This is a genomic window from Acetobacter tropicalis (assembly GCF_001580915.1).
In the GTDB taxonomy this organism is placed as follows: Bacteria; Pseudomonadota; Alphaproteobacteria; order Acetobacterales; family Acetobacteraceae; genus Acetobacter; species Acetobacter tropicalis.
The window spans coordinates 1-14,525 of record NZ_LHZQ01000159.1 but is presented as its reverse complement, the minus strand read 5'-3'; the positions used below and the strand labels follow the sequence as shown (position 1 = coordinate 14,525).

The 14,525-nt window shown below is 59.8% G+C and carries 15 protein-coding genes; 3 read left to right on the top strand and 12 right to left on the bottom strand.

From position 1 onward, the window contains the following. The 11 genes from AD944_RS02775 to AD944_RS02725 form a co-directional block, all read right to left on the bottom strand. A partial coding sequence (locus tag AD944_RS02775) for an ArnT family glycosyltransferase (protein WP_156477245.1) occupies nucleotides 1-949 on the bottom strand: 949 nt, incomplete at its 3' end. Further along, nucleotides 943-1,698 (bottom strand): glycosyltransferase family 2 protein, encoded by a 756-nt coding sequence (locus AD944_RS02770; RefSeq protein ID WP_006559158.1) that lies wholly within the window; start codon nucleotides 1,696-1,698, stop codon nucleotides 943-945. The genes AD944_RS02770 and AD944_RS02775, both read right to left, overlap by 7 nt. A 27-nt stretch (nucleotides 1,699-1,725) precedes the next feature. Further along, nucleotides 1,726-2,220: a F0F1 ATP synthase subunit B gene (gene atpF / locus AD944_RS02765; RefSeq protein ID WP_035377347.1), complete on the bottom strand. Its 495-nt coding sequence runs from the start codon at nucleotides 2,218-2,220 to the stop codon at nucleotides 1,726-1,728. Nucleotides 2,221-2,253: 33 nt separating this feature from the next. Beyond that, the gene (locus AD944_RS02760) at nucleotides 2,254-2,844 is read right to left on the bottom strand and encodes a F0F1 ATP synthase subunit B family protein (protein WP_035377335.1); all 591 of its coding nucleotides are present in this window, start codon (nucleotides 2,842-2,844) and stop codon (nucleotides 2,254-2,256) included. A gap of 38 nt (nucleotides 2,845-2,882) precedes the next feature. Further along, the gene (locus AD944_RS02755; protein WP_003624142.1) at nucleotides 2,883-3,107 is read right to left on the bottom strand and encodes an ATP synthase subunit C family protein; all 225 of its coding nucleotides are present in this window, start codon (nucleotides 3,105-3,107) and stop codon (nucleotides 2,883-2,885) included. Between the two features lie 52 nt (nucleotides 3,108-3,159). Beyond that, nucleotides 3,160-3,909 (bottom strand): F0F1 ATP synthase subunit A, encoded by a 750-nt coding sequence (locus AD944_RS02750; protein ID WP_035377334.1) that lies wholly within the window; start codon nucleotides 3,907-3,909, stop codon nucleotides 3,160-3,162. Between the two features lie 55 nt (nucleotides 3,910-3,964). After that, a complete protein-coding gene (locus AD944_RS02745) occupies nucleotides 3,965-4,264 on the bottom strand; it encodes an AtpZ/AtpI family protein (protein WP_006559154.1) in 300 nt (99 codons plus the stop codon). A gap of 129 nt (nucleotides 4,265-4,393) precedes the next feature. Further along, nucleotides 4,394-5,320, bottom strand: coding sequence for a signal recognition particle-docking protein FtsY (gene ftsY / locus AD944_RS02740; protein ID WP_035377333.1), 927 nt, complete (start codon nucleotides 5,318-5,320; stop codon nucleotides 4,394-4,396). A 1-nt stretch (nucleotide 5,321) separates the two neighbouring features. Then, complete coding sequence (gene mtaB / locus AD944_RS02735) at nucleotides 5,322-6,566, bottom strand: tRNA (N(6)-L-threonylcarbamoyladenosine(37)-C(2))-methylthiotransferase MtaB (protein WP_045542645.1); 1,245 nt, start codon at nucleotides 6,564-6,566, stop codon at nucleotides 5,322-5,324. Next, nucleotides 6,563-7,375 carry a diaminopimelate epimerase gene (gene dapF, locus AD944_RS02730; protein ID WP_006559150.1) on the bottom strand — a complete coding sequence of 271 codons (813 nt, stop codon included), beginning with the start codon at nucleotides 7,373-7,375 and terminating at the stop codon, nucleotides 6,563-6,565. Before dapF ends, mtaB begins: the two co-directional genes overlap by 4 nt. 73 nt (nucleotides 7,376-7,448) lie before the next feature. Then, nucleotides 7,449-7,850 (bottom strand): VOC family protein, encoded by a 402-nt coding sequence (locus tag AD944_RS02725; RefSeq protein WP_045542665.1) that lies wholly within the window; start codon nucleotides 7,848-7,850, stop codon nucleotides 7,449-7,451. 155 nt (nucleotides 7,851-8,005) lie between these two features. Here AD944_RS02725 and AD944_RS02720 point away from each other — a divergent pair, with 155 nt between their 5' ends. Further along, complete coding sequence (locus AD944_RS02720) at nucleotides 8,006-9,937, top strand: hypothetical protein (RefSeq protein WP_045542644.1); 1,932 nt, start codon at nucleotides 8,006-8,008, stop codon at nucleotides 9,935-9,937. Between the two features lie 115 nt (nucleotides 9,938-10,052). After that, complete coding sequence (locus AD944_RS02715; protein WP_045542643.1) at nucleotides 10,053-11,822, top strand: DEAD/DEAH box helicase; 1,770 nt, start codon at nucleotides 10,053-10,055, stop codon at nucleotides 11,820-11,822. A gap of 85 nt (nucleotides 11,823-11,907) precedes the next feature. Here AD944_RS02715 and AD944_RS02710 read toward each other — a convergent pair whose 3' ends face one another. Next, complete coding sequence (locus tag AD944_RS02710; RefSeq protein WP_052051117.1) at nucleotides 11,908-12,708, bottom strand: hypothetical protein; 801 nt, start codon at nucleotides 12,706-12,708, stop codon at nucleotides 11,908-11,910. A gap of 152 nt (nucleotides 12,709-12,860) precedes the next feature. Between AD944_RS02710 and AD944_RS02705 the strand changes: the two genes are divergently transcribed. Continuing rightward, nucleotides 12,861-14,435: a S10 family peptidase gene (locus tag AD944_RS02705; RefSeq protein WP_231551532.1), complete on the top strand. Its 1,575-nt coding sequence runs from the start codon at nucleotides 12,861-12,863 to the stop codon at nucleotides 14,433-14,435. The last annotated feature ends 90 nt before the right edge of the window (nucleotides 14,436-14,525 follow it).

The window sequence follows — 14,525 nt, the reverse complement described above, 5'->3', positions numbered from 1 at the left end:
GCGGCACAATCCAACATAACAGATAACGGACTGTGCTGAGATGGCGGTTCTGCCAGATGGCGGGCAATACCGCCGCCACAAAGAAAGATCCGGGCCAGAAGGCAATAAGGAAAACCAGCAGGTGATACCCCGGCGGCAAGCCGTGGGCCTGCTGACCAGAAGAAACCTTGCCCAGAAAATTGGTGCCCACTGCATTACGGAAAAACTCGCCGTGGCTCACCACACCAATAGCCACACACCACGGCAACAGCAGAGCCAGAGAGATCAGCCACCCCCACGAGGGACGCAGACGCCGCCACAAACTCAGGTTCCGCTCCACCCAAGCCAGAGCAAGCGGCGTGCCCAGCGAGGGAATAAGAATAACCGGGCCTTTGAGCATCAGCCCGCAGCCGATAGCCGCCCAGAACAGAACGGAGGTCTGCCAAGGCGTCGGACGCTGGCTTTCACGATCACAGAAGGCACGCAGCAGGGCTGTCTGGGCCAACAGAACCGTGAGCAGCAGGCAGGAATCAATGGTGCCCATGCGGTTTTCGGCCGTCACCAGCACCGATGTCATGAGCAGGACCGCCGCCCCTACCCCAGCGGGCGCGCCGAACAACACGGACCCCATCCAAGCGGTCAGCACCACGGAGGCTGTCATGGCCAGAAGTGAGGGGACCCGATACGGCCACACCGCACGATCATGCAGGGTGCCAGAGGCCGCTACCGCCGCAGCCTCCAACCAATAGATACCTGCGGGCTGGAGGTAGCGCGGCTTGTCCTGAAAACGGACATCAACAAAGTTGCCGCTTTCCAGCATTTGCGCCGTCGCTTCCATATAGCGCGGCTCATCACGGTCAAACGGGGGAGTAGAGGCACGCCCGGGCAGAAAAATCAGAAACGCGAACAGACCCAGCAGCGCCAGCGCCCGCCCCGAAAGGCGTTGAGCGCCCGAGCGAAATGTCAGCATTCACGAACCGATTTTGGTAACCTGGTACGGTTGCGCAGCCATATCACACCCAGCAGATCACGGATGCCGACAAGGGCGCGGTTGAAATTGGTATATTTGGACTGACCATGCAGCCGGGGCCGATGCGTGACCGGATGGCACACCAGCGGCACACCGTAAGACCCGAACAGCGCCGGAAGAAACCGATGCAAACCTTCAAACTGGGGCAGACGCAGAAAAGCGTCACGCTGGAACAGCTTGATAGGGGCCCCGGTATCCGGGCAATCATCGCGCAAAAGACGACGACGCAGGCCGTTGGCGAAGCGGGTCGCGAACCGGCGGGACCAACCATCCTTGCGGCGGGTTCTCACCCCTACCACCAGAGGCGGCGTGCCGTTGGCGGAACGGGCCAACCGCAACAGGGCTTCCAGTTCACGCGGATCATCCTGCCCATCCCCATCAATAGTGGCGATCCATTCCCCCCGCGCGGCAGTAATGCCTGTGCGCAGGGCGGCGGATTTTCCACACCGATGGTCATGAGACAACACACGCAGATTGGGCAGACAGTCCGCGCGCATGCGTTGAAGAACGGCAACCGTGTCATCACGGCTTCCATCATCAACAAACACAATTTCTGAGGGAGGAAGGCTCTGGCAGGCTTCCGCCAGTTCCTTGCACACAAAAGGCAGGTTATCGCGTTCATCAAGAACAGCGATAACAATGCTCAAAACCGGGGCGGCATCACCCCGGAAAGAAGAAGGCGCGTTCAAACCTGATCAATCAGCACGGGGCTGAACTCAGGCCGCCTGGCGCGCCAGAGCGGCCGGCAGATTTTCAATGGCCTGATCGACCAGTGTTTCAGCCTTCTGTGCATCCAGAGACTGGCTGATAACGCTACGGCTGGCTTCAACCGCAACATCAATAGCAGCCTGACGCACTTCTTTAACAGCTTCCCGCTCAACGGCGGCAATGCGGTCACGTGCCATCTGTTCGTGGCGTTTCACAGCTTCTTCAGCTTCAGCACGGGCTTTTTCTGCCGCATCGGCTGCATGCTTACGAGACTGTTCAACAACCGTTCTGGCTTCAACCAGAGCCTGCTCACGCTCACGCGTGGCATCTTCCAGCATCTGCTCGGCTTCACGCCGCAGACGGGCAGCTTCATCCAGTTCTTCACGGATCCGGGCAGCACGGCTGTCAAGAATCGCCGTAATAGGCGCCCACAGCTTGCGACCGAAAAAGACAAAGAAAAGAACGAAGGAAACGGCGAACCAGAAACCGGCTTCGTGAAAAATGCCATTCATGATGAATATTCCTCTCGAAGCTGGTCAGAGCGTCCGGTGCGCGGAAGCACCTTCAACCTTCTGCGCCACCAAAGCGGCATCGGCAGCGGAACCGGTCAGGCGGGTTACAAGCGCCTGGGTGGTATCAGCCGCGATATCCTTCAGTGCAGCAAAAGCCCGCACCTTTTCGGCAGCAACACGCTGTTCCGCATCAGAAATTTCTGATGCAAGGCGTGCATTGATTTCTTGCATTTTCTGCTCGGAGGCACGCTGTTCTTCATCCAGCGCCTTCTGCAGATTGGCCTGTGCTTCAGCCAGAGCATCCTTACGGGCCTGCTGAAGTTCGGCAACTGCCTTGTCCGCATCCTGTTTAGCGGCGCGCGCAACTTCGAGATCACTCGAAATACGTGTGCTCCGGTCTTCCAGAACGCGACCCACGCGGGGCAGCATGACCCGGCTGAGCACCAGGTAAAAACCCAGAAAGATCACCGCACCCCAGATTACCTGACCGGTAACCAGGGGATTGTGAAAATCAAGCTGAGGCATCCCTGCGGCGTAGGCACCAGGTGCCGCCATGGCCAGAAGAGACACGCCGGATACCGCAGCGAGCAAACCGGCACGAACAGTCTTCATCATGACACCCACAGGAACTTCTCCCTTTTTCCTGCCGTTTATCAGACGAAGAGGATCAGGAACGCGATCAGCAGAGCGAACAGCGCGATAGCTTCTGTCAGCGCGAAGCCCAGCATGCCCAGACCGAACACGTGCGGGCGAGATGCGGGGTTACGAGCAATGCTGCTCACCAGCGTTGAAAAGATGTTGCCGAGGCCGATACCAACGCCGGCGAGGGCGATCACGGCGATACCTGCACCGATTTCCCGGGCTGCAGCGATGTCCATATCAGTCACTTCCTTGTTTCAAGTACAGTTCAAACGAAACGGGCAAAGCAGCTCAGTGAGCCACGGCCTCCCGCAGGTAGATGCACGTCAGGATGGCAAACACATAGGCCTGCAGCACACCAACAAGCAACTCAAGAGCCACCAGCGCCATGTTAATGGCAATGGGCCCGATCGCAAACACATCACCCACCACGCCAAAACCGGCGAGCATGATGACAAAGCTTGCGAAAATATCAAACATGACATGCCCGGCGACCATGTTGGCAAACAGTCGGATGGACAGGCTCACGGGGCGAGAGAGAAAGGACAGGATTTCAATCGGGATCAGCAGCGGCGCGAGCGCCATGCTGGCACCAGCCGGCATGAAGTGCGCAAAGAAGCGGAAACCCTGCACCTTGAGGGACACAATCACCGTCAGCACAAAAACCATCAGCGCCAGCCCGAGGGTTACGGCAATGTGGCTGGTGAAGGTGAAGGAGAAAGGCAGCAGGCCGATATAGTTCCCGGCCAGAATGAAGAAGAACAGCGTGAAAATGAACGGGAAGAAGGCAGCACCTTCAGGCCCGATTGTATCAACCGCCATATTCCGGATGAATTCGTAGCAGACTTCCGCTGCGGCCTGAAAACGGCCAGGCACCACGGCAGCCGGACGCATACCGAAATACAGGAACGCCAGAACCAGGCAGACCGCCAGAAGCATGTAAAGGGGAGACTGACTGAAGCGCAGTGCCTCACCAAGCCCGCCAAGAACGGGACGAAGCTCGAACTGACCAAGTACGTCGATACCGGAACCGCCCGCCAAAACCGTTCTCCTACTCCACTGCGCCCGGACTGCGCCGGACTTTCAGCCTTCTGTTTCAGGCCTGGGGTGGTTTGACCAGCCGCCAGACATTCAGCACTCCTGCGCTCCCGCCCAGCAGCGCGAAGAAAATCAGGAAGATGGCACGGGTATGGAACCAACGGTCCAGCCCCCAGCCAATAGCAACCCCTACAATCAGGGCGGAGATCATTTCCGTCCCTGCACGCAGGGCCAACGCGGGAAGGGATTGTTCATCCCGTTCAGCCGCAGTGGCTTTTTCGTCTTTTTCATTCAGCCCGGACCGGCGTTCCGCCGCTTCAAGCCGCTTGGCAAAAGACTCGTCGCTTTCTTCACCCATTCTTCGCACCTCCAGAGGGGTGCAGGCGCTTGCTAACGGGGCAGCTATTGCCTGTCAAGGAAGCATCACCAGCACTCACGGGAAAATCCATCACTTCGTGCAAAAAAGCGGCATTTCTGACACTTTTTTTCAGGCCTCCGGCAGCCCGACCAGCCCTCTTGCATAATCCTGCGCGGAAAACGGGCGCAGATCCTCCGCCTGTTCCCCTACCCCCACGGCATGCACGGGCAGGCCAAAACTATCTGCCAGCGCCACCACAATGCCACCACGGGCCGACCCATCCAGCTTGGTGACAACAAGGCCCGTCACATTCACCAGTTCACGGAACACGCGCACCTGTTCCATGGCGTTCTGGCCTGTTGTGGCATCCAGAACCAGCAGAACCGTGTGGGGCGCTGTTTCATCAAACTTGCGCATAACGCGGATAACTTTGGCAAGTTCCTCCATCAGCGCGCCCTTGTTGTGCAACCGCCCTGCCGTATCAATAAACAGCAGATCGGCCCCCTCGGCCTTGCCGCGCTTCAGGGCTTCAAACGCCAGCCCTGCCGCATCACAATTTGGTGGTCCTGCAATAACGGGACAGCCCGTGCGCTCCCCCCATACCTGCAACTGCTCCACGGCGGCGGCGCGGAAGGTGTCTCCGGCCACCATCATCACTTTTTTTCCTTCCTGGGTAAAAAAGCGGGCCATTTTGCCAATGGTGGTGGTTTTGCCGGTGCCATTTACGCCCACCACCAGCACAACATGCGGTTTGTGGGCCGGGTCTGGTTCAAAAGGAACAGCTACAGGTTCCAGAATCTGGGCAATTTCCTCAGCAAGGGCAGAGCGAATCTCTTCATCCGTCACTTCTGTGCCAAAGCGTGAACTGCGGAAGGATTCAATAATCCGCTCCGCCACGTTCGGCCCCAGATCAGCCGTAATCAGCAGTTCTTCCAGTTCCTCCAGCGCCTCTTCATCAAGCTTGCGCTTGGTGAAAACCGAGGTAAGCCCCCCGCCCAGCTTCTGCGTAGAGCGGGAAAGCCCCTGCTTGAGGCGTGAAAAAAAACCTAGCGCCATCTCAAACCCTTTCCGCCAGCAGGCCGGTTTCATCCACCGTGGTGGCCCGCAGGCTGATAATCTCGCCAACCTCTGCTTCGCCCTGTGCCAGACGCACCGGGGCAAACTGCTCGCTGTGGCCGGATGTGGGCGTTTCCATCAACACCCGCAATTCCTGCCCGACAAGCCTCTCAAAATACCGCTGGGCCGATTCTGCCCCTACCGCGCGCAGTTGCGCGGCGCGGGCCTTGCGTTCGGGCACTGGCACTGCCCGCATCCGCGCCGCCGGTGTCCCGGGGCGCTCGCTATAGGGGAACACATGCAGATACGGCACGCCCTGCTGCGCCAGAAACGCGCGTGTTTCCTCAAACAGGGCAGCATCTTCGGTCGGGAATCCGGCAATCACGTCCGCGCCTATCCCAATATCCGGGCGCAGGGCGCGGGCGCGGGCAATCACCCTAGCCGCGTCTTCCGCCAGATGCCGCCGCTTCATGCGCTTGAGGATCAGGTCCGAACCCGCCTGCAAGGACAGGTGCAGATACGGCATGAAGCGGGGTTCATGCTCCAGCAGCCGCCAGATGTCCTCGTCAATTTCCACCGGGTCCACGGAGGACAGACGCAGGCGCTCAAGCTGCGGCACCAGCGCCAGCACCCGGCGGCACAACTGCCCCAGTGAGGGCGTGCCCGGAAGGTCTCCCCCCCAGCTTGTCATGTCCACGCCTGTCAGCACCACTTCGCGGTAGCCCGATTCGACCAGCGCGCGCACCTGCTCCACAACCACACCCACTGGGGCGGAACGGGACGGCCCACGCCCGAAGGGAATGATGCAGAACGTGCACCGATGGTCACACCCCTGCTGCACCTGCACAAAAGCGCGCGTACGCCCGGAAAATTCCGTAACCAGATGAGCAGCGGTTTCCTTGGCGACCATGATGTCCGACACCGCGCGGGCCTCGTTCATGGCAGCGGGAGACCAGCTTTCGGCCTTCAGCTTTTCCTCGTTCCCCAGAACGCGGGTCACACCCGGCAGCCCGGCCCAGCGGTCCGGGTCAATCTGGGCCGCGCACCCTGTCACGACAATGCGGGCATTTGGCTTGTCCCGATGGGCACGGCGAATGGCCTGACGCGCCTGCCGCTCCGCCTCGCCTGTCACGGCGCAGGTGTTGACGATGATCACATCATCCAGCGCGGCAGCATGCTCACGCATGACCTCGCTTTCCCACGTGTTCAGGCGGCAGCCGAACGTCAGAATTTCAGGTTGGGTCATGAGGGATAGGCGGCGAGGTCCACCGTCCCTTCAAACGCTGTAGTGGCGGAACCTGTCATGAGCACATGGTTGTTGGCGGCCCATTCAATGCGCAGAAGGCCGCCATCCAGTTCCACTTCACACACGCGCTCCACCAAGCCGCGGCGCACAGCGTTCACCACAGCGGCACACGCTCCGGAGCCGCAGGCTTCTGTCACGCCTGCGCCGCGTTCATGCACTTTCAGGCGCATGCGGGACGGCCCCTGAATAACGGCAAACCCGATATTGGCACGGTCTGGAAAGAGCGGGTCATGCTCAAGCGCGGAACCCTGGCTGAGCATCGAAAAATCATCCACAAAAAACGTTGCGTGAGGGTTACCCATAGATAGGGCCGCAGGATGCCCCGCCAAGGGCAGGCTGAGTGTTTCCATCGCTTCGGCCAGCGGCACCTGCTGCCAGTCCGTGCGGGGTTGCCCCATATCCACAGTCACCAGACCATCTTCCGCAATGCTGGCGGGCAGACGCCCGGCACGGGTTTGCAGAACGGGTGTGCGGTTTCCTGTCTCCCGCCAGATCAGATCAGCCACACAGCGGGAGGCATTGCCGCACGCTCCAGCCTCTGATCCATCCGGGTTGAAAAAACGCACAAACACATCCGCCCCTTCCGCACAGGCAGGGCGCAGCGTGACCAACTGGTCACACCCGATCCCCCGGCGGCGGTGCGCAAGCGCAGCAATCCGAACGGGAGTGAGCGGCAGATGGCCAGCACGTTCATCCAGAATGACAAAGTCATTCCCAAGGCCGTGCATCTTGTGGAAGGAGGTCAACATTCGCCGCCTTATAAGCGAGATTGGCCGCCAATGCCATTCCGTAAGGGAACGGCTGTCTTCTGGCCTGCTGGAATTACAGGAAACGCCCCGGCGCGCCCCGCTGAAGCACTTCTATCTTATAGCCATCCGGGTCTGTCAGGAAGAAAAACGTGCCGATCGTCCGGCCATTATTTTCAAGGGTCTTGATGGGCGTGATGGTAAATCCTGCCTCTTCCATCCGCGCGTGTTCGGACGCCAGATCCTCCACGGACACGGCCAGATGGCCATAGCCGTCACCCAGTGCATAGGCGTCCTTGCGGCCGTGGTTGATGGTCAGTTCCAGTTCAAACGTCTGTTCCGCATTTGCCAGATAGATCAACGTGAAACTGTCAAACACCACGCGGTCGGCAACCTTCAGGCCCAGTGCTTCCTCATAAAACGCAAGCGAGCGCGCTTCATCCAGAACGCGGAGCATGGAATGGATCATTTTTGCCACGATATTCATCCTTTTCAGCAGGAAATTCTGTAGATGTCATAATGCACGATCTGATCTTCCTGAAATTATTTTTTAAATGCTGCGCTCTTTACGGGGCGATAGAAGAAATAAGGTCTGCTGAATAAATCACCCTTACCCGGATTATCTTGAACATTATGCTTTCACTCCGTTTTCTGTCGCCCACAACTTTGCGGCGCGTGCGTAATTGGCTGTTTGTCGGTACTGTTCTGGCATCCGGCACGGCTGTTGGTCCCTGGACCAGCCTGGCGCACGCAGCGGATGATGAAAGTGCCTCGCTTGATGCTCTGGAACGCCAGATGGCGCGTATTCAGGCCGAGCAGCGGGAATTGCAGAAAACCATGCTGAGCATGCAGAAGCAGATTGCCGCCCACCGCGCAGCGCTGACGCATGGCGGCAAGGCAGGCACCCCCACCACCAGCGGCCACCATGTGCTGACAGCCCGGAATGCGGCTACCGCCCCCGGCACGGAAAACACCCTCCACTCCGGCGAGCCTGAAACCGGCATCAGCTTTGGCGGAGACACCACCACCGCCATGGACACGCATGCAGGCCATGGCGTGCGCCATGCCAGCGATGGCTCCATTCAGCCCGTGTTCTCAGGCGCGAACGAAAAGCCGGAAGTGGACGCCGTTATTGGCCACCGCGCGGAAGATATCATCTCCCGCATAGCGGAAAACGGCGTTGGCCCGCATGCGCGTGAAACCGCAGGCGCACAGGCGGCTGGTGCGCTGGGTGACCATGGCGTGTTCCATATGGGGCCTGTCACCCTGATTCTGGGTGGCTTTCTGGATGCCTCCACCGTGCTGGAAAACCGGCACATCGCCTCTGGCACGTTCAACTACTGGCAGGCCATGCCCTACCCGAACGAGTCCCGTTACCACACCAACAATTTTGAAGGCAGCGCCCGCTACAGCCGTATCTCGCTCATGGCGCGCGGGAACGTGGATGCCCACTCCACCATTTCCGGCGTCTATGAAATGGATTTTGGCGCCGGTGCGGACACCACGGATGCGTATGAAAGCAACAGCTACGCCTTCCGCATGCGCCAGCTTTATCTGGCGTATGATAACAGTGACCTCAATTTCCACTTTCTGGCCGGGCAGGCGTGGAGCATGCTCACGCCGGGCCGGATCGGGATTATCCCACGTCAGGAAAGTCTGCCGGAAACCATCGAATCGTCCATGCTGGCGGGCCAGACATGGGCGCGGCAGCTTCAGTTCCGGTTCGTGAAGGATTTTCTCCAGCATCGCCTGTGGCTGGGGCTGTCCATCGAAAACTCCGCCACGCTGTATGATACAACCGGCTTCACGAACAACGCCGGGGCCGTCACGCTGCCCAATGGCAAGACAGCCACCATCAGCAGCAACGGCACGGGCCTGACCAATGACGCCCCGTTCTCCAACGAGATTGCGCCAGACGTTATTGCCAAGGTGGCGTGGGACCCATCATGGGGCCATTACGAAGCCGAAGGAATTCTGCATTTTCCGCATGATCGGGTGGCTTCTGTTGGCGAGGGCCGCAACCATACTGCCATTGCTGGCGGCGGCGGTGGCTCCATGGTGCTGCCGCTGGTGCCGCATAAGGTGGAAGTGCGTCTGGCAGGGCTGGCTGGCGTTGGTATTGGGCGCTACGGCTCGGTTCTGCTGCCTGACGCCACGCTGAAATCCACGGGTGAGCCTGTGCCCATTCCCTCCGTGCAGGCCACGGGCGGGGTGATCGCCCACCCCAATCCGTTGATCGATGTGTATGGTTATTTTGGCTATCAGGCCGCTGGCCGCCGCTATTCCAACTATGGCGATGGCTCCTACGGTTACGGCAACCCCAACTATTCCAACGCCGGGTGTGAGGTTGAACTGTCCACGCTGGGCTGCACCGCCAACACGCGCAGCGTGATGGAAGCGACCATCGGCGCGTGGTACCGTTTCTTCAAAGGAAAATACGGCACGGTTGAAGCTGGCGCCCAATTAGCCTATTCTCGCCGGGATGCTTGGAAGGGTCAGGGCGGTGCTCCTGATACCAGCATGAGTCAGATATTTCTGGACTTCCGCTACCTGCCGTTCCAGTAACACCACACGCTTGCAAAAAAGCGCTTAGGGCAAAAAGTTCTCCGACCAGGCTCTGGTCTTTCATGCGGGGAACCTTTATCCCCCCATCATTCTTGCTGCCTGGACCTAAAGACGTATGCCTTTTCAGAATGCCCCCGCCTCTCTTGCGAGCGCTCTTGCTGCTCGCGGGTACGATTCCGCAACCCCTGTTCAGGCCGCCGTTCTGGCGCCTGAGGCTGAAGAGCGGGACCTTCTTGTTTCAGCCCGCACCGGCTCCGGCAAAACCGTAGCGTTCGGGCTGGCCATGGCCAACACCCTGCTGGACGACAACGGACGTTGCCCGCCCGCCGGTGCGCCACTGGCCCTTGTGATTGCCCCCACCCGTGAACTTGCCCTGCAGGTGCGCAATGAACTGGAATGGCTGTATGGCCAGACCGGCGCGCGCATTGTGTCCTGCGTGGGCGGCATGGAACCCCGCAAGGAAGCCCGTGCGCTTTCTGCTGGCTGCCACATTGTGGTCGGCACGCCGGGCCGGTTGTGTGACCATCTCTCCCGCGGGCAGCTTGTGCTGTCCAACCTGCGCGTTGTGGTGCTGGATGAAGCGGATGAAATGCTGGATCTGGGCTTCCGTGATGAACTGGAAACCCTGCTGAAAGCCATGCCGGACACGCGGCGCACGCTGCTGTTTTCCGCCACCATCGCCCGTGATATCGCCTCTCTGGCCCGCCGTTATCAGAACGATGCCCTGCGCATTGATACCCAGACTGGCAGCGCCCCGCACACGGACATTTCCTACCGCGCTATCCTGACAGACCAGTCAGACATGGCCGGTGCGATTGTGAACGTGCTGCGCCTGATGGAGTCCCCCTCCGCCATTGTGTTCTGCCACACGCGTGAAGCCGTGCGGCAGTTGCAGGCCATTCTGACAGAACGCGGATTCTCTTCCGTCGCCATCTCGGGTGATCTGGGCCAGAACGAACGGAGCCGCGCCATTGAAAGCCTCCGCCACGGTCAGGCCCGTGTGTGCGTGGCAACGGACGTGGCCGCCCGTGGTATTGATATTCCGGATCTGGGCCTGGTGATCCACGCCAGCCTGCCGTCCAACCCGGCTACTCTGCTGCACCGCTCCGGCCGCACCGGTCGCGCGGGCCGCAAGGGAACCTGTGTGCTGCTGGTGCCGCCTGCCCGCCGCCGTCTGGCCGAACGCCTGCTTGAAGGCGCAAAGGTTGAAGCAGAATGGAGTGGCGCGCCCACACCGGAAGCCATTGCCACGGCAGATACGGAACGCCTGCTGGCCTCCTCCGCCCTCAACACGCCAGTGCCGGAAGCTGGTGACACCCGTGAGCTGATCAACAAGCTGACGGAAAGCCACGCACCAGAGCAGCTTGCCGCCGCTCTGATCTCCCTGTGGCAGAACAGCCTGCCTGCGCCTGTCAGCGTGCGAGTGCTCTCCCCCGGTTCTGTCAAAAAGATGCCGCGTGAGAGAAGCCGTGATGGGGAAGAACGCGGTGAACGCAGCCGTGGCCCGCGTGAAGCTGGCTCCTGGTTCCGCCTTTCCGTTGGTCGGGAAGACCGCGCAGACCCCAAATGGCTGGTGCCCATGCTGTGCCGCCTTGGCGGTATCAAGAAGCAGGATATTGGCGCCATCCGTATCCAGCCGGACCACACGCTGGTGGAAATTGCACAGGACAAGGCCGAACGCTTCCAGGCCTGCGCCGCTGCGACAGACCCGGATGAAATCACGGTTGAGCCCGCAGCCGCACCCCGTCAGGGTGGTGGCTACAAAGGCAAACCCGGTGGTGGTGGCGGTGGTGCCGGTGCTGGCAAGCGCCCGCCACGCAAGGGCGGCGGCGGTGCTGGCGGTCCGTTCAAAGGCCCCTCCAGCCGCAAGCGCAAGGAATTCTGATCCTGCGCATGCGCTCCGCCTGAGCAAACGTTATAAAAAAAGGCCCTTCCTTTTCAGGAGGGGCCTTTTTTAGTGAGCAAACCGCTTAGAGCTGCGGCAGGGTGGTGGCGTCTTTCAGGTCCGCGTTCAAACGATCTTTTTGCGCCTGCCACGCCTTACGGGAATTTTCCCCAGCACTATTCCACTTTTTTTCCGTATTGGTCAGCTTGTTCTGCCACTTCTGACGGGTGGCCTCATCCGCATTCTTCCACTTATCCTGTGCATTTTTCTGTGCATCCGTCAGCTTGTTCTGCCACTTCTGGCGGGTAGCCTCGTCCGCATTCTTCCACTTGTCCTGTGCATTCTTCTGTGCGTCCGTCAGCTTGTTCTGCCACTTCTGGCGAGTGGCCTCGTCCGCATTCTTCCACTTATCCTGCGCATTCTTCTGTGCGTCCGTCAGTTTGTTCTGCCATTTCTGGCGTGTTTCCTGACCGGCATTGTTCCATTTATCCCGCGCGTTCTGCTCGGTCTGCTTCAGGCTATCACGCTGGGCTTCCCATTTCTTGCGCGTTGCCTCATCAGCATTGTTCCAGCTATCGCGGGCATTTTTCTCCGTGTTTTTCAGGCTGTCACGCTGCGCCTGCAACTTCTGGCGGGTTTCCTCACTGGCGTTGTTCCAGTTGGTACGCGCCTGATTTTTGAGAGATTTGCCGCTGTTGTTCAGATCAGAAGAAAATTGGCGCGTATCATCCTTGACAGAATTCCGGATATTGCCCCACCCCTGTTTAAGCTGTTCCTGCGTACAGGTTCCTACTGTTGCACATGGATCAGCATATGCTGTGGAAACTGAGGCCAGTGCTGTTGCAAGAGGTAATCCCATAACGGCAATTTTTTGAATGAGACGCATTAATAATCCTTTCGTCTTTCCTGATAATCAGCAGGAAAATCTGTGACGGTTTAGACATGCAATTTTGTCAAAAAAGCGCCAGTTCTTTCCCTTAAACACGGCAATGCATCCTCGGCATGGCTGAATTCTTTGTGTCTGGAGATAAACACCATATGTTTTCCCCCGTTTTACGCGCCGTACGGGCCTCTTTTCGCAAAAGCCATGCGCCTGTGGCCTTCGCGGCCCTGCTGTGCCTTTCAACGGCTCCCGTGCTGACCCACGCAGCCCCAACCGCCGCCAAGACGGAAGCCGCACCCGCGCCGGAGGGGGCAAAAAATACGCCTCCCGCTTTTCAGGGGGCTGCGGCCCTGCTGCCGGATGATGCCGTAACCCACCACACGGACACATTTGCAGGCCGCAAGATTTCCTACACCGCACGGGCAGGCACGCTGGTTCTGCGTGATGATGCCGGCAAGCCCACGGCCCGCATGTTCTATGTGGCCTATACGCAGGATGGTGCAGACCCCGCCCACCGGCCGGTCTCCTTTTTCTTCAACGGTGGTCCGGGCGCTGGCACGGCGTATCTGCATCTGGGGGCCGCCGGGCCGACCATGCTCTCCTTTCCCTCCGGCAACCCGACTGACGGCGCGAACGCCAAACTGGCTCTCAACCCGGATAGCTGGCTACCGCAGACAGATATGGTGTTTCTGGATGCACCGGGCACCGGCTGGTCTCTCCCCACTGATCCTAAAACAGCGGACAAGACCTTTTACGGCGTGAAACAGGACGCACGCGCCTTTGCCAAAACCATTCAGCTTTGGGCCAGCACCAACAAACGGCTGGCTTCCCCGCGCTATCTGGTCGGAGAAAGCTATGGCGGCATCCGCTCCATAGAAGTGGCCGAGGCGCTGGCCCAGCAGCAGAACCTGCTGGTGAACGGCATTGTCATGATCTCCCCCGCTCTGGACATGACCCTGCTTGATACCGCCGCCAATCCGCTGGCATCTGCCCTCGTGCTGCCGTCCTATGAGGCGTCCCGCCTCGCCTTGCAGCACAAGCTCTCCCCTGAAAGCGCAGCGCACCAGTTGGATGAAGCCTATCACTACGCTTTGGGGGCGTACCTCTCCACACTGATCAACACGCCCCCCACCGGAGACGCTGCCCGGGATTTTTACGAAGACGTAGCCACCCACACCGGCCTGCCGCAGGACGTGATCGCCAAGGAACGCGGCGCCCCCGACCCCGGCGCGCATGATGTCCGCAGCCGTGAGGGACGCCTGTATTCCCTGTATGATGGCACGCTCTCCATTGCCGATCCCTTCCCCGAAGGTGTGAGCAACAGTGATAGCCCGGACCCGGTTCTGGCCGGTTTTGGTCGTGCCTATGGCAGCGCGTTTGAGCAGTACGCCGCCACAGCGCTAAACTTCCACACTGATCTGTCTTACAACCTGTTGAGCATGAAGGTGAACGGCGCATGGGATTTCCGTGGCGATGGAGAACCCATTGCGCGGCAGATTCCCGTATTGCGCCGCCTGCTGGCCCTGAACCCTACGCTGCGCATCTTTATTGCCAACGGCTATTATGATCTGGCCTGCCCCTTTGCCAGTTCCCGCTGGGTGGCGGAGCACATTCCGGTGGGGCGCAACCGCATTGGCCTGCACCTGTATCCCGGTGGGCACATGCTCTACACCCGCCCGGAAACCCGCGCCGCACTGGCGCAGGATGTAAAGGCTTTCCTCTCTCCCTGAGCATTTCTGTCTCTCGCAGACGCGGGAAACCGCCCTGTGCCGCCTACATTTCAGGCTCAGGGCTCAGGGCTCAGGGCTCAGGGCTCAGGG

Coding starts and splice junctions, on each gene's coding strand:
- AD944_RS02760 (WP_035377335.1), bottom strand. CDS start 2,844: ATGATGAAGACTGTTCGTGCCGGTTTGCTCGCTGCGGTATCCGGCGTG.
- AD944_RS02755 (WP_003624142.1), bottom strand. CDS start 3,107: ATGGACATCGCTGCAGCCCGGGAAATCGGTGCAGGTATCGCCGTGATC.
- AD944_RS02745 (WP_006559154.1), bottom strand. CDS start 4,264: ATGGGTGAAGAAAGCGACGAGTCTTTTGCCAAGCGGCTTGAAGCGGCG.
- ftsY (WP_035377333.1), bottom strand. CDS start 5,320: ATGGCGCTAGGTTTTTTTTCACGCCTCAAGCAGGGGCTTTCCCGCTCT.
- mtaB (WP_045542645.1), bottom strand. CDS start 6,566: ATGACCCAACCTGAAATTCTGACGTTCGGCTGCCGCCTGAACACGTGG.
- dapF (WP_006559150.1), bottom strand. CDS start 7,375: ATGTTGACCTCCTTCCACAAGATGCACGGCCTTGGGAATGACTTTGTC.
- AD944_RS02720 (WP_045542644.1), top strand. CDS start 8,006: ATGCTTTCACTCCGTTTTCTGTCGCCCACAACTTTGCGGCGCGTGCGT.
- AD944_RS02715 (WP_045542643.1), top strand. CDS start 10,053: ATGCCTTTTCAGAATGCCCCCGCCTCTCTTGCGAGCGCTCTTGCTGCT.
- AD944_RS02710 (WP_052051117.1), bottom strand. CDS start 12,708: ATGCGTCTCATTCAAAAAATTGCCGTTATGGGATTACCTCTTGCAACA.
- AD944_RS02705 (WP_231551532.1), top strand. CDS start 12,861: ATGTTTTCCCCCGTTTTACGCGCCGTACGGGCCTCTTTTCGCAAAAGC.